Genomic DNA, 21,075 nt, shown 5'->3' on the forward strand with positions numbered 1-21,075 from the left:
CGGCCTTTTTGTTTTTTATTTTATTTCTTATAACTCAAATTCCAACCACTTCGCACGTTTGCTTTAATCATTTATTTTAATTCGCATATTTTAATAGAGCGTTCCAACTGATTCAGATTCGGGACAACCCAAATAACCAGTTTAAAACGCTCCAATCTGCTTCCGATTTATTCCGCTTTCCCCAAAATCATCGCATCGCCATAGCTGAAAAAGCGGTATTCCTGCTCCACCGCATGGCGGTAAACGCTGCGGATATGCTCCATGCCCGAAAACGCGCTGACGAGCATCAACAAGGTTGATTTGGGCAGGTGGAAGTTGGTAATCAATCGGTCGGCAACATTGAAGCGGTAGCCCGGCGTAATGAAAATATCGGTATCGCCGCGTCCGGCTTTCAGACGGCCTGTCTCGCGTGCGGCGGATTCCAAGGCGCGCATGGAGGTTGTGCCCACTGCCCACACTTTATTGCCGCGCGCTTTGGCGGCTTCAACGGCGGCAACGGTCTCGGCCGGTACGTCAAACCACTCACTGTGCATTTTGTGCTCTTCAATTTTATCGACGCGCACGGGTTGGAATGTGCCGGCGCCGACGTGCAGGGTTACTTCCACGGTTTCTACGCCTTTGGCTTTCAGACGGCCCAACAACTCATCGGTAAAGTGCAAACCCGCCGTCGGCGCGGCCACTGCGCCTTGATACTTGGCGTACACGGTCTGATAGCGGCTGTCGTCTTCATCATCGGCCGCGCGTTCGATATAAGGCGGCAAGGGCAAATGGCCGTTTTGCTCCAAAAGTTCATAAACGGTTTGCTCGCCTTCAAATTTCAGGCAAAACAATTCTTCCGCACGCTCCATCATGACGGCGCGGATATCGCCTTCAAAAATCAATTCCGTACCCGGTTTCGGCGATTTGGACGAACGGATATGCGCCAATGCGGTATGCGCGTCCAATACCCGTTCAATCAGGGCTTCGATTTTGCCGCCACTGGCTTTTTGGCCGAACAGGCGCGCCTTCATCACTTTGGTATTGTTAAACACCAGCACATCGCCCGGTGCGACATAATCGGGTAAATCGCCGAAATGTTTGTCTTCAATCGGCAATGTAGGCAAGGCAACCAAAAGCCTGCTGCTGCCGCGCACTTCCGGAGGATGCTGGGCAATCAGTTTTTCAGGCAATTCAAAATCAAAATCGGAAATATCCATTGTCGTGCATACTTAAAAAAACAGGCGCCATTATACGCGCAAAGTTGGTTTTCAGACGGCATGTTTTGTCGAAAAACCAATAAATTAGAATAAACGCTCTTGGGAAAATCACCTTTTAACGAAAATCAGCGTTCCTTTCTTTTTTCGCCGAAAAGCGCCTTTTTTCTATCTTTTACTGGACATTTACCGACAAGTTCGGGAAAATAACCAGATTCATTTCTCAGGCTCCGCCCTGTTCCGACATTATTTAAACGCCGGATGGCAAACCTGCCTTCCGACGTCTCAGGAAATCATCTAAAACCACAGCGGCGCATACCCAATATGCACTTTATGCCGCGCTAAAGAAGGAAAAGCAATGGATTTGCGTAAATTAAAAAAACTGATTGATTTGGTCGAAGAATCAGGCATTGCAGAAATTGAAGTTACCGAAGGCGAAGAAAAAGTCCGCATTACGCGTACCACTGCCGCCGCAGCTCCTATTTATGCTGCTCCGGCACCTGCCGCAGCCGCTCCGGTTGCCGTCGCCCCTGCTGCTCCGACGGCAGCCGCTCCAGCCGCCACCCCTGCCGCTCGCGATTTGTCCAACGCGCAAAAATCGCCTATGGTTGGTACGTTCTACCGCGCCCCCGGCCCGAACGCCGCCGCTTTCGTTGAAGTAGGTAAACAAGTAAAAGCCGGCGATACTTTGTGCATCATCGAAGCCATGAAGCTGATGAATGAAATCGAAGCCGAGAAATCCGGTGTCGTTAAAGAAATTCTGGTTGAAAACGGTACTCCGGTCGAATACGGCGAGCCGCTCTTCATCATTGAATAATCCGTTTTTTCAGACGGCCTTTATCTTTAAGGCCGTCTGAAATTCCTTTTTCTGTTCATTAAGGACAAACCATGCGTCTGATTTTGGCTATTTTCTTGCCTTGGTTGCAGTTTTTCACCATTGGCCGTCCGATTGCAGGCATCATCTGTCTGATTCTGCAATGTACGCTGATCGGTTGGATACCGGCAGCCATGTGGTCGGTTTACGCCTTGAGCCAATACAAAACCGACCAAAAAATCCGCAACGCATTAGGCGGCCGCTGAGGCCGTCTGAACCATCCGGAAAGATTATCATGCTGAAAAAAGTATTGATCGCCAACCGGGGCGAAATCGCCCTGCGCGCCCTGCGTGCCTGCCGTGAAATGGGCATCGCCACCGTCGCTGTCCATTCCGAAGCCGACAAAGACAGCCTGCACGTCAAACTCGCTGACGAATCCGTGTGCATCGGCCCTGCCGCATCCGCACAAAGCTACCTCAACATTCCCGCCATTATTGCTGCTGCCGAAGTGACCGAAGCCGACGGCATCCACCCGGGCTACGGCTTCCTCGCCGAAAACGCCAACTTTGCCGAACAAGTCGAACAATCCGGCTTTGTCTTCATCGGCCCGAAAGCCGATACCATCCGTCTGATGGGCGACAAAGTATCCGCCAAACATGCCATGATCGAAGCCGGCGTGCCTTGCGTTCCCGGCTCTGAAGGCGCATTGCCGGACGATGGCGAAGAAATCCTCAAAATCGCCGATAAAGTCGGTTATCCCGTCATTATCAAAGCCTCCGGCGGCGGTGGCGGTCGCGGTATGCGCGTCGTCGAGAAAAAAGAAGACCTCCTCCAGTCTGTCGAAATGACCAAAGCCGAAGCAGGCGCGGCATTCGGCAACCCGATGGTTTATATGGAGCGCTATCTGCAGCGTCCGCGCCACGTCGAAATCCAAGTGATTGCCGACGAACACGGCAACGCCATCTACCTCGCCGAGCGCGACTGCTCCATGCAGCGCCGCCACCAAAAAGTCATCGAAGAAGCTCCTGCTCCGTTCATCACTGAAGAAGAACGCGCCAAAATCGGCAAAGCCTGTGCCGACGCTTGCAAACGCATCGGCTATCGCGGCGCAGGTACGTTTGAATTCCTGTACGAAGACGGCGAATTCTTCTTTATCGAGATGAACACACGCGTTCAGGTTGAGCATCCGGTTACCGAGCTCATCACCGGCGTGGACATCGTCCAAGAGCAATTACGCATAGCATCCGGTCTGCCTTTGCAATACAAACAGGAAGACATTCAAGTCGAAGGCCACGCGTTTGAGTGCCGTATCAATGCCGAAGACCCGTACAACTTCATTCCAAGCCCGGGCCTGATTGAAAGCTGCCACCTGCCCGGCGGCTTCGGCATCCGCGTCGACAGCCACATCTACCAAGGCTATCGCATCCCTCCTTACTACGACAGCCTGATCGGCAAAATCTGCGTTGTCGGTAAAGACCGCGACCAAGCCATGGCGAAAATGCGCGTAGCCCTTGCCGAGCTGGCGATTACCGGCATCAAAACCAATACACCGCTGCACCGCGATTTGTTCAGTGACCCAGGCTTCCAAAAAGGCGGCGTCAGCATCCACTATTTGGAACATTGGTTGGAAGAACGCAAAGCCAAACTGGATAAATAATCCTTTGTTTTAACTAAAAATAAGGCCGTCTGAAACACAAAATAAAGTTTCAGACGGCCTTTTTTACAGCTTAATTATTAATAAAAACTAATAGAATTTGGTTCCTGATTATTAATATTAATTCTAAATCGATTTCATAGTTCCAATAGTTAAAATCTTTCTGTATAGTTTTGTTCATAGCTTAATACAAATGAAATATAAATATCGATATTAAATTTTTATTAGTTGCTTGGATATAAGCATCCCGTCCGGCAAACCGTCTCATCAACCTATGAAAACTTCACAAAGGAAATAACTATGTCCATCTCCAAATGCCCCGTAACCCATCTGACCATGAATAACGGCGCACCCGTTGCCGACAACCAAAACAGCCTGACCGCCGGCCCGCGCGGTCCGTTGCTGGCGCAAGATTTATGGCTGAATGAAAAACTTGCCGACTTCGTGCGCGAAGTCATCCCCGAACGCCGTATGCACGCCAAAGGTTCGGGCGCGTTCGGTACGTTCACCGTGACACACGACATCACAAAATACACCCGCGCCAAAATCTTCAGCGAAGTCGGCAAGAAAACCGAGATGTTCGCCCGTTTCACCACCGTGGCGGGCGAGCGCGGCGCAGCCGATGCGGAACGCGACATCCGCGGCTTTGCGTTGAAGTTCTATACCGAAGAAGGCAACTGGGATATGGTCGGCAACAACACGCCCGTGTTCTTCCTGCGCGACCCGCGCAAATTCCCCGACCTGAACAAGGCGGTCAAACGCGACCCGCGCACCAATATGCGCTCCGCCACAAACAACTGGGACTTCTGGACGCTGCTGCCCGAAGCCCTGCACCAAGTTACCATCGTCATGAGCGACCGCGGCATCCCCGCCAGCTACCGCCATATGCACGGCTTCGGTTCGCATACATACAGCTTCTGGAACGAAGCGGGCGAGCGTTTCTGGGTGAAATTCCATTTCCACACCCAGCAAGGCATTAAAAACCTGACCAACGAAGAAGCCGCGAAAATCATCGGAGACGACCGCGAAAGCCATCAGCGCGACCTGTACGAAGCCATCGAAAGCGGTGAGTTTCCGAAATGGACGATGTACATCCAAGTCATGCCTGAAGCCGATGCGGAAAAAGTCCCTTATCATCCTTTCGACCTGACCAAAGTTTGGCCGAAAAAAGACTATCCGCTGATTGAAGTGGGCGAATTCGAGTTGAACCGCAATCCCGAAAACTTCTTCGCCGATGTGGAACAATCCGCCTTCGCACCGAGCAACCTTGTGCCCGGTATCGGCGCCAGCCCCGACAAAATGCTGCAAGCCCGTTTGTTCAATTACGCCGACGCGCAACGCTACCGCCTGGGGGTAAACTTGTACCAAATCCCCGTCAACCGCCCGCGTTGTCCCGTCCACAGCAACCAGCGCGACGGACAAGGCCGCGCCGACGGCAACTACGGCAGCCTGCCGCACTACGAACCCAACAGCTTCGGCCAATGGCAGCAACAGCCCGACTTCGCCGAACCGCCTTTGAAAATCAACGGCGACGCGGCGTACTGGGACTACCGCCAAGACGATGACGACTATTTCAGCCAACCGCGCGCCTTGTTTAACTTGATGAACGACGCGCAGAAACAGGCTTTGTTCGGCAATACCGCCGCAGCCATGGGCGATGCGCCTGACTTCATCAAATACCGCCATATCCGCAACTGCTACCGTTGCGATCCGGCATACGGCGAAGGCGTAGCCAAAGCCCTTGGACTGACTGTCGAAGATGCTCAAGCGGCACGAGCTAACGACCCGGCTTTAGGTCAACCTGGTTTACTGTAAGGAAGCATTATGTGGATAGAAATTGAAGAAATCTTGTCTCAAGCTGTCCGATACAGCCGTTCAAACAAAAAGTAACGGTTTAGATCATTAAGCAGGCCGTCTGAAACGCAAAATAAAGTTTCAGATGGCCTTTTTTAATGATGAAGTTTATTTGATGGCTTCTGATTCAATGGAACTGGCTGCCCTTATTTCTCTGTAAATCATGGCGTACCCCTCACCATCTCACGCTTCTTACTGGCAAATAAAAAACCGCACGGCTGCTTGCCGTGCGGTTTTGCTTTTTGTCTGAAGGTTTCAGACGGCCTTACATCATGCCGCCCATACCACCCATGCCGCCCATATCAGGCATAGCAGGTTTTTCTTCAGGGATTTCAGCGATCATGCAGTCTGTGGTCAACATCAGGCCGGCGATAGATGCGGCGTGTTGCAGTGCAGAACGGGTTACTTTGGCAGGGTCGAGTACACCCATTTCAATCATATCGCCGTATTCGCCGGAACCTGCGTTGTAACCGTAGTTGCCTTTACCTTCCAACACTTTGTTCACGACCACGCTAGGCTCGCCGCCTGCGTTGGCAACGATTTGGCGCAGCGGAGACTCAACGGCACGCAAGACGATTTGTACGCCTGCGTCTTGGTCGGCATTGCCGGTGTGCAGGTTTTCCAAAGCGGCACGGGCGCGCAACAGGGCTACGCCGCCGCCTGCAACCACGCCTTCTTCAACGGCTGCGCGAGTAGCGTGCAGCGCGTCTTCCACGCGGTCTTTTTTCTCTTTCATTTCGACTTCGGTAGCGGCACCGACTTTGATCACTGCCACACCACCTGCCAGTTTGGCAACGCGCTCTTGCAGTTTTTCTTTGTCGTATTCGCTGGTTGCGGTTTCGATTTGTTGGCGGATTTCGGCAACACGCGCTTCGATTTGGGCTGCGTCGCCGAAGCCGTCGATGATGGTGGTGTTTTCTTTACCGATTTCGATGCGTTTGGCTTGACCCAAGTCGTCCAAAGTCGCTTTTTCCAGAGACAGGCCGACTTCTTCGGAAATCACCACGCCACCGGTCAGGATGGCGATGTCTTGCAACATGGCTTTGCGGCGGTCGCCGAAGCCAGGGGCTTTCACGGCAACGGTTTTCAGAATACCGCGGATGTTGTTCACCACCAAAGTTGCCAAGGCTTCGCCTTCTACGTCTTCAGCGATAATCAGCAGCGGACGGCTGGCTTTGGCCACTTGTTCCAAAACAGGCAACAAGTCGCGGATGTTGCTGATTTTTTTGTCGAACAGCAAAACAAACGGATTGTCCAAAGCAGCAATTTGTTTTTCAGCGTCGTTGATGAAGTAAGGAGACAGGTAGCCGCGGTCGAACTGCATACCTTCAACCACGTCCAGCTCGTTTTCCAAAGATTTGCCATCTTCAACGGTAATCACGCCTTCTTTGCCGACTTTTTCCATCGCTTCGGCGATAATCGCGCCGACTTGTTCGTCAGAGTTGGCGGAAATAGAGCCGACTTGGGCGATTTCTTTAGAAGTGTCGCAAGGTTTGGCGATGTTTTTCAGCTCGTCAACCAAAGCGGCAACGGCTTTGTCGATACCGCGTTTCAGGTCGGTCGGGTTCATGCCGGCGGTAACGTATTTCATGCCTTCGGCAACGATGGATTGCGCCAATACGGTTGCAGTAGTGGTACCGTCGCCCGCTACGTCGTTGGTTTTAGACGCCACTTCTTTCACCATCTGCGCGCCCATGTTTTCAAACTTGTCTTTCAATTCGATTTCTTTTGCAACAGACACACCGTCTTTAGTGATGTGCGGGCCGCCGAAAGCGCGGTCAAGTACCACGTTGCGGCCTTTAGGGCCCAAAGTTACGCGTACGGCGTTTGCCAATACATTGACGCCGTTTACCATTTTTTGGCGAACTTCATTGCCGAATTGTACGTCTTTTGCTGCCATGATTGGTTTCCTTAATGAAATGAAAAATAAATATTTACAAAAAATCAGATATTTTCAGGCTGCCTGAACAGTGCAGGCTACTTTTATTCCAAGCCCATCTGTTTCGCGAGTTCCGCATCCAGCGCTTGCGATTTGGCAAAGGCGGGATGCTCCGTATGGCGTTTCATAAACGCGCCCAATTCGCTGTCCATATCCAGCACCTGCGCCCGCATAATGCCCCAAGCAATCAGGCCGCTCAAATACACGTCCAGTGCAGTGAAACGGTTGCCCAGCGCGTATTCTTTGCCGTGCAGAAACTTAGTCAGCGTGGCGACGACTTCGTCAAAGCTGCCGTAGCCGATGCTGCGTTTGCGTTCCGGTGTTTCAGGAATGCCGTGCCACTTGTCCATAAAGGCGTATTCGGCGTGCATGGCGAACATCAGCCAGCGGTAAAACTCGCCGCGTTCTGCGGTGCCGACGGCGGGAATCAGGTTTTTCTCTGGGAAGAGTTCCGCCAGAAAAGTTATCAGCGCAGCGGTTTCGGTGATCACCGTGTCGCCATATTTCACCGCAGGCAGTTTGCCCATGGGATTGATGGCGAGAAAGTCGGCGGATTTGGTGCCGTTTTCGCCGTAAGGCACGGGGACGACTTCATAATCCGCACCGCATTCTTCCAGCAGCCAGCGGATAATCCGGCCGCGCGAATTGGGGTTGGTATAAAGCGTAATTTTTTCCATGTCGGGAACTCCTGATTTAATTGCGAAACGAGCGTGCAGGCTGCCTGAAACTTATTCCACGATGCCGAAGATATCTTCTTCACGCATTACCAACAGCTCTTCGCCGTCGGCTTTTACGGTTTGACCGCTGTATTTGCCGAAAATCACTTTGTCACCGACTTTGACATCTAGCGGACGGCGTTCGCCGTCTTTACCGATTTTGCCCGCACCCACGGCGATTACTTCGCCCATGTCGGGTTTTTCAGCGGCTGCGCCCGGCAAGACGATGCCTGATGCGGTTTTTTCTTCAGCTTCTAAGCGTTTGACGACTACGCGGTCGTGTAAAGGGCGGATGGTCATGTCTTAATGCTCCGATAAATAAATAGATTGAAAACAATTGTCTGTCGGACATGACAGACACGGTTTGCTTGGAAATAGCGGCGCGCTTATAGAAAGCCTGCCGTAATGGCGAGTAGATTTGGGTTGTTTGCGACAAATTCAAGGGAAAAAGTAAAAATTTCTATGCAGTCTTTCCAAATATTTTCATACGCAAAAATGCCTGATCACATATTTTTCAGACGGCCTGATACACAAACTGCAAAATTCATTTAAAAACAACCTACTTCCTTTACAAATTCAACACAACTCTTTACAACTATTTCTTTTTAATGCATTATTATAAATGATGATTATTCTTAATTGCATCTTTTAAAGATAATTTCTCTTTATTTGCTTTTATTTTTTATTACTGTCATTTTATTAAGGACATTTCTCAATGAATACGCCCCTGTTTCGACTGAGCCTGCTGTCACTGACACTGGCAGCCGGTTTTGCACACGCAGAAAATGAAGCCAAAGACAATGTTGTGCTTGATACCGTTACCGTTAAAGGTGACCGTCAAGGCAGCAAGATCAAAACCAATATCGTCACTCTTCGTCAAAAAGACGAAAGCACGGCAACCGATTTGCGCGAATTGTTAAAAGAAGAACCTGCCATCGATTTCGGCGGCGGTAACGGCACATCCCAACACATGACCTTGCGCGGCATGGGTCAGAACTCTGTCGACATCAAGGTGGACAACGCCTATTCCGACAGCCAAATCCTTTACCACCAAGGCAGATTTATTGTCGATCCCGCTTTGGTTAAAGTCGTTTCCGTACAAAAAGGCGCGGGTTCCGCCTCTGCCGGTATCGGCGCAACCAACGGCGCGATCATCGCCAAAACCGTCGATGCCCAAGACCTGCTCAAAGGCTTGGATAAAAACTGGGGCGTGCGCCTCAGCAGCGGCTATGCCTCTAATGACGGCGTAAACTACGGCGCAAGCGTATTCGGAAAAGAGGGCAACTTCGACGGTTTGTTCTCTTACAACCGCAACGATGAAAAAGAGTACGAAGCAGGTAAAGGCTACAAAAGTCCCAACGGCGGCAAAACCGTACCTTACAGCGCACTGGACAAACGCAGCTACCTGGCCAAAATCGGAACAACCTTCGGCGACGGCGACCACCGCATCGTGTTGAGCCACATGAAAGACCAGCACCGGGGCATCCGTACTGTGCGTGAAGAGTTTACAATCTTCGAGTCCGACCCTGCAAAAGACAGGCAGAAACCCTCATACCGTGAAACTACCCAATCCAACACCAACTTGGAGTACACGGGTAAAAACCTGGGCTTTGTCGAAAAACTGAACGCCAACGCCTATGTGTTGGAAAACGAACGCTATTCCGCCGATGACAGCGGCAGCGGTTACGCAGGCAATGTGGTCGGCCCTAACCATACCCGAATCGCCACTCGTGGTGCGAACTTCAACTTCGACAGCCGCCTTGCCGAACAAACCCTGTTGAAATACGGTATCAACTACCGCCATCAGGAAATCGAGCCGCAAGCGTTTTTGAACAACGAATTTAAGATCTCCGGTAAGAAACCAGACCCCAAAGATCCTAAAAAAGAAATAGATAAGACCGATGAAGAAAAAGCGAAAGACAAGAAAGTTATGGATCTTGTCCATTCCTACAAACTGTCCAACCCGACCAAAACCGATACCGGCGCGTATATCGAAGCCATTCACGAAATTAACGGCTTTACCCTGACCGGCGGACTGCGTTACGACCGCTTCAAGGTGAAAACCCATGACGGCAAAACCGTTTCAAGCAGCAGCCTTAACCCGAGTTTCGGCGTGATTTGGCAGCCGCACGAACACTGGAGCTTCAGCGCAAGCCACAACTACGCCAGCCGCAGCCCGCGCCTGTATGACGCGCTGCAAACCCACGGCAAGCGCGGCATCATCTCGATTGCCGACGGCACCAAAGCCGAACGCGCGCGCAATACCGAAATCGGTTTCAACTACAACGACGGCACGTTTGCCGCAAACGGCAGCTACTTCTGGCAGACCATCAAAGACGCGCTTGCCAATCCGCAAAACCGCCACGACTCTGTCGCCATCCGTGAAGCCGTCAATGCCGGCTACATCAAAAACCACGGTTACGAATTGGGCGCGTCCTACCGCACCGGCGGCTTGACTGCCAAAGTCGGCGTAAGCCACAGCAAACCGCGTTTTTACGATACACACAAAGATAAATTGTTAAGCGCGAACCCCGAGTTTGGCGCACAAACCGGCCGCACTTGGACGGCTTCCCTTGCCTACCGCTTCCAAAATCCGAATCTGGAAATCGGCTGGCGCGGACGCTATGTTCAAAAAGCCGTGGGTTCGATATTGGTGGCAGGTCAAAAAGGTCGCGACGGCAAACTGGAAAACGTTGTACGCCAAGGTTTCGGTGTGAACGATGTCTTCGCCAACTGGAAACCATTGGGCAAAGACACGCTCAATATCAATCTTTCAGTTAACAACGTGTTCAACAAGTTCTACTATCCGCACAGTCAACGCTGGACCAATACCCTACCAGGTACCGGACGTGATGTACGCTTGGGCGTTAACTACCGCTTCTAAAAAGAGCGGGTAAAATACGGGCAGGTCGTCTGAATCAGCGTCGGTTTTCAGACGACCTGCCTGTCAATCAGATTTCTCAATCTGGCATTTCCCAAATTTTTTTGACAATGGCAGGATTGGAATGGGTGTTTGATGCGTGCATCCGCTTTGCGGATTTTCAGACGACTCCTCCATATTACCTGTCCCGAACCCGACAACGGAGAAATTATCCCATGTTACGTTTAACTGCTTTAGCCGTATGCTGCGCCCTTGCTTTGGGCGCGTGTTCGCCGAAAGATTCCGCTTCAAACCAAAACGCCCAAACCGCTTCCGCAGCCCAAACCGAAGGCGCAGATTTGACCGTCAAAACGACGCGCGGCGACGCGAAAGTGCCGCAAAATCCCGGACGTATCGCCGTTTACGATTTGGGTATGCTCGACACTTTAAACAAATTGGGCGTGAAAACCGGTTTGTCCATCGACAAAAACCTGCTGCCTTATTTGGACGAATATTTCAAAACGACAAAACCTGCCGGTACGCTGTTCGAGCCGGATTACGAGGCGCTCAACGCCTATAAGCCGCAGCTCATCATCATCGGCAGCCGCGCAGCCAAAGCGTTTGACAAGTTGAACGCCATTGCGCCGACCATCGAAATGACCGCCGATACCGCCAACCTCAAAGAAAGTGCCAAAGAGCGTATCGACGCGCTGGCGCAAATCTTCGGCAAACAGGCGGAAGCCGACAAGCTGAAGGCGGAAATCGACGCATCTTTCGACGCTGCGAAAACTGCCGCGCAAGGTAAAGGCAAAGGTTTGGTGATTTTGGTCAACGGCGGGAAAATGTCCGCCTTCGGCCCGTCTTCACGACTGGGCGGCTGGCTGCACAAAGACATCGGCGTTCCTGCTGTCGATGAATCAATTAAAGAAGGCAGCCACGGCCAGCCTATCAGCTTTGAATACCTGAAAGAGAAAAATCCTGATTGGCTGTTCGTTTTGGACCGCGGCGCGGCCATCGGTGAAGAAGGTCAGGCTGCGAAAGATGTTTTGAACAATCCTTTGGTTGCCGAAACGACCGCTTGGAAAAAAGGCCAAGTCGTGTACCTCGTGCCGGAAACCTATCTGGCGGCCGGCGGCGCACAAGAATTGCTGAATGCTTCCAAACAGGTCAGCGATGCGTTTAATGCGGCCAAGTAATTCGGAACGGGCATAGCCGCCCGCTTCTTTCAGACGGCCTGAACGGTTTAATGATTCACAGGATCAAGCTGCTTGATCTGAAGTCATTGAATTTAGGCCGTCTGAAAATACATGGTACAAATGGACAATTTTTGCCTGTTTGCATCTGTTTTTATGATGGGCAAACCTGCTTTTTTTCCCAAATACTTTAACCCTTCTTTCAGACGGCCTTATTTTTTCCGAACCATTTTATGTTTCACAAACCTTCATTTTTAAATGCGGTCAACGGTGTGGCGCTGCTGATATTGTTTGCCGTCAGCCTGTCGGTCGGCGTGGCCGACTTCAAATGGTCCGCCCTGTTTTCGCTATCCGACAGCCAGCAAGTCATGTTCATCAGCCGCCTGCCGCGCACGTTTGCGATTGTGCTGACGGGTGCGTCGATGGCGGTAGCCGGCATGATTATGCAGATTTTGATGCGCAACCGTTTTGTCGAACCGTCGATGGTGGGCGCAAGCCAAAGCGCGGCTTTGGGTTTGCTGCTGATGACCCTGCTGCTACCGGCCGCGCCACTGCTGGCAAAAATGTCGGTTGCCGCCGTTGCCGCGCTGATCGGGATGTTGGTCTTTATGCTGCTGATCCGCCGCCTGCCGCCGACCGCGCAACTGATGGTGCCTTTGGTCGGGATTATTTTCGGCGGTGTAATTGAGGCGGTGGCCACCTTTATCGCGTATGAAAACGAAATGCTGCAAATGCTCGGCGTGTGGCAACAGGGCGATTTTTCCGGCGTGTTGCTCGGACGGTATGAGCTGTTGTGGGCAACGGGGATTTTGGCTTTGTTTGCCTATTTGATTGCCGACCAGCTGACGATTTTGGGTTTGGGCGAAACGGTGAGCGTGAACTTGGGGCTGAACCGGACGGCAATTCTGTGGTCGGGGCTGATTATTGTGGCGCTGATTACGTCTTTAGTGGTCGTGACGGTCGGAAATATTCCGTTTATCGGCCTAGTCGTGCCGAACATCATCAGCCGCCTGATGGGCGACAAACTGCGCCAAAGCCTGCCTGCAGTGGCCTTGCTGGGCGCGTCTTTGGTGTTGCTGTGCGATATTGTCGGACGCGTGATTGTGTTTCCGTTTGAAATTCCGGTCTCTACGGTTTTTGGCGTGATGGGGACGGCTTTGTTTTTGTGGCTTTTATTAAGGAAACCTGCTCATGCCGTCTGAAAAAAATATCGGTTTTATGGCAGGAAGCAGCCGTCCGCTGTGGGTCGCGTTTGCGCTGTTGCTGGTTTCCTGCGTTCTGTTTATGACGCTCAACGTCAAAGGCGATTGGGACTTTGTCCTGCACCTGCGTCTGACCAAACTTGCCGCGCTGCTGATGGTTGCCTATGCGGTCGGCGTGTCCACGCAACTCTTCCAAACGCTGACCAACAATCCGATTCTGACCCCTTCGATTTTGGGTTTCGATTCGCTGTATGTGTTTTTGCAGACCTTGCTGGTGTTTACGCTCGGTGGCGTGGGCTATGCTTCCCTGCCGTTGACGGGCAAATTCGGCTTTGAACTGGTCGTCATGATGGGCGGCTCGCTTCTGCTGTTCTACACGCTCATCAAACAGGGCGGACGAGATTTGTCGCGCATGATTTTAATCGGCGTGATTTTCGGGATTTTGTTCCGCAGCCTGTCGTCGCTGCTTTCGCGCATGATTGACCCCGAAGAATTTACCGCGGCGCAGGCGAATATGTTTGCCACTTTCAATACTGTCCACTCGGAATTGTTGGGTATCGGCGCAGTCGTGTTGCTCATCAGCGCCGCCGTGATCTGGCGCGAACGCCACCGCCTCGATGTTTACCTGCTCGGCCGCAATCAGGCCGTCAATTTGGGCATCAACTACACGCGCAACACCTTATGGCTGCTGTTGTGGATCGCCGCATTGGTTGCAACTGCGACCGCCGTTGTCGGCCCGGTAAGCTTTTTCGGCCTGCTGGTTGCCGCGCTGGCCAACCACTTTTCCCCGTCGGTCAAACATTCCGTCCGCCTGCCCATGACTTTTTGTGTCGGCGGCATCCTGTTGGTCGGCGGGCAAACCATCTTCGAACACTTCCTCGGCATGCAGGCCGTATTGAGCGTGGTCGTCGAATTTGCAGGCGGATTGGTATTTTTATATTTGGTGTTGAAAAAGAAATAAATTAAACGTGCCCAAACGCTCGCAAAAATAAATTCAGGCCGTCTGAAACCTTCAGACGGCCTAAGCAAACCCATAAAGGACAACCCTCATGACACAAGAACGCCTTCCTTCATTCTTCGATGACGCCCCGACCATTACCGTCCAAGACGCATTGGCCGACTTCCTCGGCGCGGCCGAAAACGGCATCCTCACTTACCGCTACGCCGATGCCGTGCGCCTGTGCGGCCACTCCTGCCCGACCGTCGCCGGTGCCTACCTGATGGTGGTCAAAGGCCTGAAAGCCCTTTACGGCACAGAGCTGCCGCAACGCGGCGACATCGAAGCCTTTATGCAGGGCGAGCGTGACGAAGGCACGACCGGCGTTACCGCTTCCGTCGTCCAACTCCTTACCGGCGCGGCACCTGAAACCGGCTTTGGCGGCGTAGGCCCAGCCGGACGCTTTGCCCGCCGCCACCTCTTGTCCTTTGGTGCAGGCGAAATCAACGGCACACTCGCGCTCCGCCGCCGCGACACCGGCAAAACCGTTGCCGTCAGCCTCAACGCCGCGCTCCAACCCTTTGCACCGCAAATGCGCGACATCATGCCCAAAGCCGTCAGCGGCAGCGCAAGTACTGACGAACTCAAACAATTCGGCGAACTCTGGCAAGAACGCGTCCGCGCCTTCCTGATTGGCCAAGCCGACAATCCTGAATTTGTCACCGTCAAAGAAATCTAAAACGTCATAATCAATAAGTTTCAGACGGCCTTAAAACTCAAGGCCGTCTGAAACCCCAATTTCCATTTTCGGACCAACCTATGATTACCATCCGCAACGTCAGCCACACCATCGGCAGCAATCCCATCCTCAACGACGTCAGCCTCGACATTCCCGAAGGCGGCATTACCGCGCTGATCGGCCCGAACGGCGCAGGCAAATCCACCCTCCTCTCCTTTATGGCGCGCCTGCAGCCCTTGGTACACGGCAACATCAGCTACGCAGGCAAAGACATCAAAACCACCCCCACCGCCGAACTTGCCCGCACGCTCTCCATCCTCACCCAAGAAAACAGCATCATGAGCCGCATTACCGTGCGCGATCTGCTCATGTTCGGCCGCTATCCCTACCATCAAGGCAGGCCGTCTGAAACTGATAAAACCATCGTCGAAGAAGCGCTCGCCGAGTTCCACCTGCAAGACTTCGCCGACCGCTACCTGACCGAGCTTTCCGGCGGCCAACGCCAACGCGCCATGATTGCCATGGTGTTCTGCCAGCGCACCGACTACGTTTTGCTGGACGAACCGCTAAACAACCTCGACATGTATCATGCCCGCTCCCTCATGCAAATCCTGCGCCGGCTGACCGACGAACACAAACGCACCACTGTCGTCGTCCTGCACGACATCAACCAGGCAGCAGCCTACGCCGATTACGTCGTCGCCATGAAAAACGGCCAAGTCGCTATGCAGGGCAAGCCCAACGATATTTTCACCGCCGAAAACATCAAAACCCTATTCGATATGGACGTCAACGTCCTCGATTACGAAGGCAAAAAACTGGTTATCCACCATATCTAAATCCGACAAAAAGGCCGTCTGAAACCCGATTGTTCAGGTTTCAGACGGCCTTTGCCTATTCAAAGCGTTTATTTTTTATCGTACAAACCGCGCACCACGCGACCGATCGCGACAATGCCTTTTTCCAGCGTTTCCGCGTCCTGCGCAATGCTCATGCGGATGCACTCATGCGCGTGCGGATAGTCTTGCGTATCGATGCCGACAAAAAAATGCTCGCCCGGAATAATCAGCGTGCCTTCGGCCTTGAGCATTTCGTACAAAGTTTGCGACGAAACGGGCAGGTTTTCAAACCAAAGCCACAAGAAAATCGCACCTTCAGGCTTGTGGATTTTCAACGGATACGCGCCCAATTCACGCTTGAGCAGGGAAACCGCCGTTTGCGCCTGCTGACGGTAAAACGGCTGAATCACTTCGTCGGCCAGCTGTTTCAGACGGCCGTCGTTTAACAGCGGAGCCGCAATCGCCGCGCCGAAACGGGTTGGCGACAGATTCACAATCGCATTCAAACTGCTGACGGCTTTGACCACTTCCGGCGCAGCGACAATAATGCCGGTACGCACGCCGGGCAGGCCGATTTTAGAAAGGCTGAAGCAGAGGATGATGTTTTCGTGCCAGTTGAGCGTCACATCGCTGTAAATAATATTCGGGAACGGCATGCCGTAAGCGTTGTCGATAATCAGCGGAATCCCGTGTTCTTGCGCCAAAGCGTCCAAACGCGCCATCTCGCCGTCGGTCAGCACATTACCGGTCGGGTTGGTCGGGCGCGAACAGCAAATCGCACCGATTTTGCCCTCTTTCAATTCAGGCAGGCTCTCCAGCGCGTCAAAGTCCACGCGGTATTTGAAAAATCCCGCTTCGCCTTCGTGTTCGACGTTTTCGATTTTCGGCTTAACCGAAATAAAATGCTGCCCTTCGACATGCACGTCGGCATAACCGATATATTCAGGCGCAAGCGGCAACAAAATGGCTTTTTCAGCCGTTTGGCCGTCTGAAAGATTAAACTTGCCGCCGAACAGGTTGAACAAATAGAAAAACGCGTTTTGCGAACCATTGGTCAGCGCGATATTGTCTGCCGTCAGATTCCAGCCGTATTCGCGGTTGAGAAACTCAGTCAAAGCCGTAATCAGCGTCGCATCGCCCTGCGGATTGGAATAATTGCCGATATTCTCAACAGCGTGTTCCGCCGCCAGCTTGGAAAACACATCGGCGAACACGGCATTGACTTCAGCAATCTTCGCCGGATTACCGCCGCCAAGCATATTGACGGGCTTGTCGCTTTTGAGCGCGTCGCCCAAATCGTCCATCAACTGCAAAATACCGCTGTGTTGTGTGAATTTTTCGCCGAATGCTGAAAACTGCATGGAAACTCCGTTGCTGGGTGCGTGAAAACAATAAACCGTTATTATAAGAACAAAGGCCGTCTGAAAACCAGTTATCCTGATTTTTCAGACGGCCTTTAGTTTCTCAGCTATCGATGCTGAATAACCCGATAGCCATTTTCTACGCTTTATTGTTCATGAGTAACTATCCATTGAAAGAATAAGGGAAAATCGTACTATCATCAGCATTCTTCAAATTTGGGAAGGATTTAACCAAACGAACGACCACCATAGCTGCGCTCTTCTTGAACTTGCGGAACATTTTGAGCGACTTCTTGAGTCTGATTTTGTTTTAAGGTTTCTCGCAACTCATCTCTAAAATTCGCCACTACATCGGCATTTTCAGCCAATGCTTTGGTTGTGAACGTACCATCTTTGTCATTTTTAAAGCCTTGAATTAGAGCTTGAAGTTTGTCAGCTGCAGTTAAAGCTGATTCAGCAAAATTTACGCCTATTTCTCCAAGATTAACCTTTTTATGTTGTAACTCCCAATTTTGGCGAATATTCCTTAACTGTTCCTCAGGTATCAATAAGGACTCTTCTCCTGGTGTTAAAGCATGCCCTAAATCAGGATCATTTAACCCTATACCTTTTAATAAGGTGGAGGCAACAGAGTTACTATTATCTCCTAAACCGAAGAATGGATATGTGAATTCATGTTTATTAATTTCTTTTCCTATCGCATACCCTAAATTAAATTTATCCATAACATCTTTATAATTCCCTTCAAAAACTACTTCTTGATTTTGAGATGAATTATAAAAAAATCCTTTTACTTCTTTTTCATTGTAAACATACAATTTATCAGAAGGTAAATAACCGATTGGTTTAATTTCCCCATCTTTTGATGTGGCAAGTCCATTCAATTCATGAATTACCCGATTATTAGGATCCAATACAGCAATAAAATTATGTCCAGCTATACCTCCTAAAAGAGGTAATTGTGATTTCACAATTTTATAGTTCCCAGTATTTTCCATATTTAATTCACCTTCTCCGTATCTTCTACAATTTGATATTCAATCTTCAAAGAATCCATCCCTTTTTTAGGGAAAATAACGATATGATAAATGCGTTTTGCCCGACCACTTCCCGAGCTAATACCGGCAACCTTAGTTTTAATATATCCTGAATACTCGCACATCTCTTTTTCTACTTCACAAGTCATACCCATTTGGGAAACGGTCTTTCTAATATTATCAGCACTTTTATCACCACTTAACTGAGCATAAATCATTTTGCTCAATGCTTCTTTTTCAGGTTCATTTGGAAATGTTTTAGTAATATATTCTTTAATTTTCCCATGGGGCAAATTATCATAATTAACAGTCATTTTGGGAAAGCCTAAATCACAAGCTGCCAAAAGAAGGGACAAACTCAAAAGAATAGCTAGTTTTTTCATTTTAAAACTCCTTAACTTTTTAGCAATCTAAACCATTATAATAACTATTTCTTTATAATTAATAAGTTTACATTAAATTATTCACATTCTAGCATGTATTTCGCAAACATAGATAAAATAAAACGACAAACGGCCATATTTTAAGACAATGTACAAAACTTTCCAAAAACCACTCTCTCTTCTATCATGCTTCCATAAATTTCATAAAATAGATGATTTTAAGCCTACTAATTTTTTCCAAGCATCCTTAAATACAAAAAAGAGCGTATGTAATACACTCCTAAAATTCTTCATTTTTAACAATAAAAACTGTGATCTAAAGGCACATTCTACAATTATCCTCACAATAGACAAAGGCCGTCTGAAAACCAGTTATCCTGGTTTTTCAGACGGCCTTTAGTTTCTCAGCTATCGATGCTGAATAACCCGATAGCCATTTTCTACGCTTTTACCTGTCTTGGCACAAAGTTCATCGCCGCATCGCACGATATTGGCTCGATTGATGCGGCCGACCATATCCGCATCCTGTCGTTTTTGGTCAATCAACATTGTATAAAAGAAAGATAATGCCAATCCGCCAATAACCAATGTTGCCATTGCAAGCGAAATAATCCATACCAAACGTGAAGAAATCTTCTGATTTTCTTCATTTACCTTATTCAAGTATGCATTGAATTCACGTACTTGATCAGCCATTTGGTTGCGTGCCTTTTCCATATCTCGCACATAACCTGCCACCGAATTTGACATTTCTTTCGTCACTTCCGCACGCACCATCTCCGTAATCATTTTGCGTTGATCGTAAAGTGATTTATCCAATTTATCTTCAAGATTTTGGACAATCTGATGGGTACTTTGCCTAAATTGTGTCATTACCTCGGCGGTTTCAAGCAAAAGATTATGTGCTTGCTCAAGTTCGTTATTATTCATGCGTAACTATCTATTGAAAGAATAAGGAAAAAACGTACTATCATCAGCATTCTTCAAATTTGGGAAGGATTTAACCAAACGAACGACCACCATAGCTGCGCTCTTCTTGAACTTGCGGAGTATTTTGAGCAACTTCTTGAGCCTGATTTTGTTTTAAGGTCTCTCGCAACTCATCTCTAAAATTTGCCACCACATCGGCATTGTCAGCCAATGCTTTGGCTGTGAACGTACCATCTTGGTCATTTTTAAAGCCGTTTATCAAATTTTGCAATTTATTCTTTGAAGAAAGTTCGTTTACAGTGGATGATTTATTTATTTCTTGAATTCGTTTATCAATTTCAATATCCCAATCAGGTGTACCATACCCTTTTATTGTATTTTTGTCTAAAGGATATTGTTTCTCCCTAACTGTTGTTCCATTTCCATCTCCAGGTTTAGCACTAGTATTACCTTCAATTGTATAAACAATACCTTTTTCCAAATCAACGTCAATAACAACTCCCGTATGATTGACCGTCCTGGATTTATCTTTTGTGGGGTTAAGAAAGAAAATTTGATCGCCTTTTTGAGGAACATAATCTTTTGCATCATGCCAATTACCTATTTTTTGATAATTAGCTTTACTAAGTTCCGTTCCTGCAGAAAACCCACCTAGCATTTTTTGAGCATTTCGCCTGCCAAACGAATCTTCCATAACATAATCAACATACATATCGCACCAATATTGGCCTTGCATGCCATAATGAGCCCCAAAAATGGTATTATCCTTACCTTTTTCGGTATAGCCATTATATTTCCTTAAATTTTCAATATAATCATTGATAACCTGTTCTCGAACTTGGTCTCTTTGATTTTCTTGCTTGTGATTACCAGTTTTATTTGTATCCATATACCATTCCTTTAATAAATTAAATTCCTAAAGATGTATTAAAACAGCTTCTGCACTTCCTGACTAATCTTAAATCCATGTTTATCTTGATTTATGCAAGTTACTTCTGAACCGGAAGCCGTACATTGCCAGCCATTACCTTTAACTGTTTCTCCATTTTTCAAGATACGGGCTTTGGGATTAAAAGGAAAGTCACTATGACAAACCATATCTGCTTTACCGGTTTTACCTAAGAAGAATGTTCCACCCCATTCAAGTTCGCAATCGTTGGGGCGCGGTAAAACAGGCTTACCTTTAATTTCAGTCAGACATGATACACCCTGAGCCAAATCAGATACTTTCGCATCACCGCCGCAATAAATCTTACCGTTTCCGGCACGAAAATCGATATTATATAATCCACTATTTATCACATCTTCAGTTTCTTCCATTGGAAATACAGCACAAGCCGAAACTGATAAAGTTAATGATATTAGAATAAATAATTTCTGCATACAAAGACTCCTATTAGGGTTTTAAGGTTATTAAATATTTC

Annotated in this window: 20 protein-coding genes; 10 read left to right on the forward strand and 10 right to left on the reverse strand. The window is 49.3% G+C overall.

All coding sequences use genetic code 11. The annotated features are described in order from the left end of the window. Positions 1 to 167 precede the first annotated feature (167 nt). A complete protein-coding gene (gene queA, locus ACTHSQ_RS06370) occupies positions 168 to 1,196 on the reverse strand; it encodes a tRNA preQ1(34) S-adenosylmethionine ribosyltransferase-isomerase QueA (protein WP_440371124.1) in 1,029 nt (342 codons plus the stop codon). Positions 1,197 to 1,551: 355 nt separating this feature from the next. Here queA and accB point away from each other — a divergent pair, with 355 nt between their 5' ends. From accB to katA, 4 genes are all read left to right on the forward strand, one after another. Next, positions 1,552 to 2,010 (forward strand): acetyl-CoA carboxylase biotin carboxyl carrier protein, encoded by a 459-nt coding sequence (accB, locus tag ACTHSQ_RS06375; protein ID WP_440371123.1) that lies wholly within the window; start codon positions 1,552 to 1,554, stop codon positions 2,008 to 2,010. Between the two features lie 71 nt (positions 2,011 to 2,081). Continuing rightward, the gene (locus ACTHSQ_RS06380; RefSeq protein ID WP_049350801.1) at positions 2,082 to 2,273 is read left to right on the forward strand and encodes a YqaE/Pmp3 family membrane protein; all 192 of its coding nucleotides are present in this window, start codon (positions 2,082 to 2,084) and stop codon (positions 2,271 to 2,273) included. Positions 2,274 to 2,302: 29 nt separating this feature from the next. Then, a complete protein-coding gene (accC, locus tag ACTHSQ_RS06385) occupies positions 2,303 to 3,664 on the forward strand; it encodes an acetyl-CoA carboxylase biotin carboxylase subunit (RefSeq protein WP_440371122.1) in 1,362 nt (453 codons plus the stop codon). A 297-nt stretch (positions 3,665 to 3,961) separates the two neighbouring features. After that, a complete protein-coding gene (gene katA / locus ACTHSQ_RS06390) occupies positions 3,962 to 5,476 on the forward strand; it encodes a catalase KatA (protein ID WP_440371121.1) in 1,515 nt (504 codons plus the stop codon). Between the two features lie 304 nt (positions 5,477 to 5,780). Here katA and groL read toward each other — a convergent pair whose 3' ends face one another. From groL to groES, 3 genes are all read right to left on the reverse strand, one after another. Next, on the reverse strand, positions 5,781 to 7,415 hold the full coding sequence (gene groL / locus ACTHSQ_RS06395) for a chaperonin GroEL (protein ID WP_049322649.1): 1,635 nt from the start codon (positions 7,413 to 7,415) through the stop codon (positions 5,781 to 5,783). An 83-nt stretch (positions 7,416 to 7,498) separates the two neighbouring features. Beyond that, positions 7,499 to 8,131, reverse strand: coding sequence for a glutathione S-transferase family protein (locus ACTHSQ_RS06400; protein ID WP_440371120.1), 633 nt, complete (start codon positions 8,129 to 8,131; stop codon positions 7,499 to 7,501). A 51-nt stretch (positions 8,132 to 8,182) separates the two neighbouring features. Further along, complete coding sequence (groES, locus tag ACTHSQ_RS06405) at positions 8,183 to 8,470, reverse strand: co-chaperone GroES (protein ID WP_003684150.1); 288 nt, start codon at positions 8,468 to 8,470, stop codon at positions 8,183 to 8,185. A gap of 415 nt (positions 8,471 to 8,885) precedes the next feature. Here groES and fetA point away from each other — a divergent pair, with 415 nt between their 5' ends. The 6 genes from fetA (at position 8,886) to ACTHSQ_RS06435 (ending at position 15,940) form a co-directional block, all read left to right on the forward strand. Further along, complete coding sequence (fetA, locus tag ACTHSQ_RS06410) at positions 8,886 to 11,054, forward strand: TonB-dependent siderophore receptor FetA/FrpB (protein ID WP_440371119.1); 2,169 nt, start codon at positions 8,886 to 8,888, stop codon at positions 11,052 to 11,054. A gap of 212 nt (positions 11,055 to 11,266) precedes the next feature. Then, positions 11,267 to 12,226 (forward strand): siderophore ABC transporter substrate-binding protein, encoded by a 960-nt coding sequence (locus ACTHSQ_RS06415; RefSeq protein ID WP_440371118.1) that lies wholly within the window; start codon positions 11,267 to 11,269, stop codon positions 12,224 to 12,226. Positions 12,227 to 12,456: 230 nt separating this feature from the next. Further along, positions 12,457 to 13,425 carry an ABC transporter permease gene (locus ACTHSQ_RS06420; RefSeq protein ID WP_070873659.1) on the forward strand — a complete coding sequence of 323 codons (969 nt, stop codon included), beginning with the start codon at positions 12,457 to 12,459 and terminating at the stop codon, positions 13,423 to 13,425. Continuing rightward, positions 13,415 to 14,386, forward strand: a complete 972-nt coding sequence (locus tag ACTHSQ_RS06425) for an iron chelate uptake ABC transporter family permease subunit (protein ID WP_070826345.1) — start codon at positions 13,415 to 13,417, stop codon at positions 14,384 to 14,386. The genes ACTHSQ_RS06420 and ACTHSQ_RS06425 overlap by 11 nt, the downstream gene beginning before the upstream one ends. 88 nt (positions 14,387 to 14,474) lie before the next feature. Beyond that, positions 14,475 to 15,101 carry an FmdE family protein gene (locus ACTHSQ_RS06430; protein WP_440371117.1) on the forward strand — a complete coding sequence of 209 codons (627 nt, stop codon included), beginning with the start codon at positions 14,475 to 14,477 and terminating at the stop codon, positions 15,099 to 15,101. A gap of 80 nt (positions 15,102 to 15,181) precedes the next feature. Beyond that, the gene (locus tag ACTHSQ_RS06435) at positions 15,182 to 15,940 is read left to right on the forward strand and encodes an iron ABC transporter ATP-binding protein (protein ID WP_070765219.1); all 759 of its coding nucleotides are present in this window, start codon (positions 15,182 to 15,184) and stop codon (positions 15,938 to 15,940) included. 68 nt (positions 15,941 to 16,008) lie between these two features. On the opposite strand, the gene ACTHSQ_RS06440 is transcribed toward ACTHSQ_RS06435, so the two are convergent. The 6 genes from ACTHSQ_RS06440 to ACTHSQ_RS06465 all read right to left on the reverse strand — a co-directional run bounded on the left by ACTHSQ_RS06440 (position 16,009) and on the right by ACTHSQ_RS06465 (position 21,034). Beyond that, the gene (locus ACTHSQ_RS06440; RefSeq protein WP_440371116.1) at positions 16,009 to 17,301 is read right to left on the reverse strand and encodes a valine--pyruvate transaminase; all 1,293 of its coding nucleotides are present in this window, start codon (positions 17,299 to 17,301) and stop codon (positions 16,009 to 16,011) included. Between the two features lie 227 nt (positions 17,302 to 17,528). Then, positions 17,529 to 18,299 (reverse strand): hypothetical protein, encoded by a 771-nt coding sequence (locus ACTHSQ_RS06445; protein ID WP_440371115.1) that lies wholly within the window; start codon positions 18,297 to 18,299, stop codon positions 17,529 to 17,531. Positions 18,300 to 18,301: 2 nt separating this feature from the next. Continuing rightward, on the reverse strand, positions 18,302 to 18,721 hold the full coding sequence (locus ACTHSQ_RS06450) for a hypothetical protein (protein WP_440371114.1): 420 nt from the start codon (positions 18,719 to 18,721) through the stop codon (positions 18,302 to 18,304). 408 nt (positions 18,722 to 19,129) lie between these two features. After that, positions 19,130 to 19,651, reverse strand: coding sequence for a hypothetical protein (locus ACTHSQ_RS06455; protein WP_003684204.1), 522 nt, complete (start codon positions 19,649 to 19,651; stop codon positions 19,130 to 19,132). A gap of 70 nt (positions 19,652 to 19,721) precedes the next feature. Continuing rightward, complete coding sequence (locus ACTHSQ_RS06460) at positions 19,722 to 20,540, reverse strand: CHAP domain-containing protein (protein WP_070633256.1); 819 nt, start codon at positions 20,538 to 20,540, stop codon at positions 19,722 to 19,724. 38 nt (positions 20,541 to 20,578) lie between these two features. Further along, complete coding sequence (locus ACTHSQ_RS06465; RefSeq protein ID WP_440371113.1) at positions 20,579 to 21,034, reverse strand: DUF6636 domain-containing protein; 456 nt, start codon at positions 21,032 to 21,034, stop codon at positions 20,579 to 20,581. Positions 21,035 to 21,075: the final 41 nt, after the last annotated feature.

The sequence above is a fragment of the Neisseria sp. P0009.S008 genome (assembly GCF_051958615.1).
Classification (GTDB): domain Bacteria; phylum Pseudomonadota; class Gammaproteobacteria; order Burkholderiales; family Neisseriaceae; genus Neisseria; species Neisseria subflava.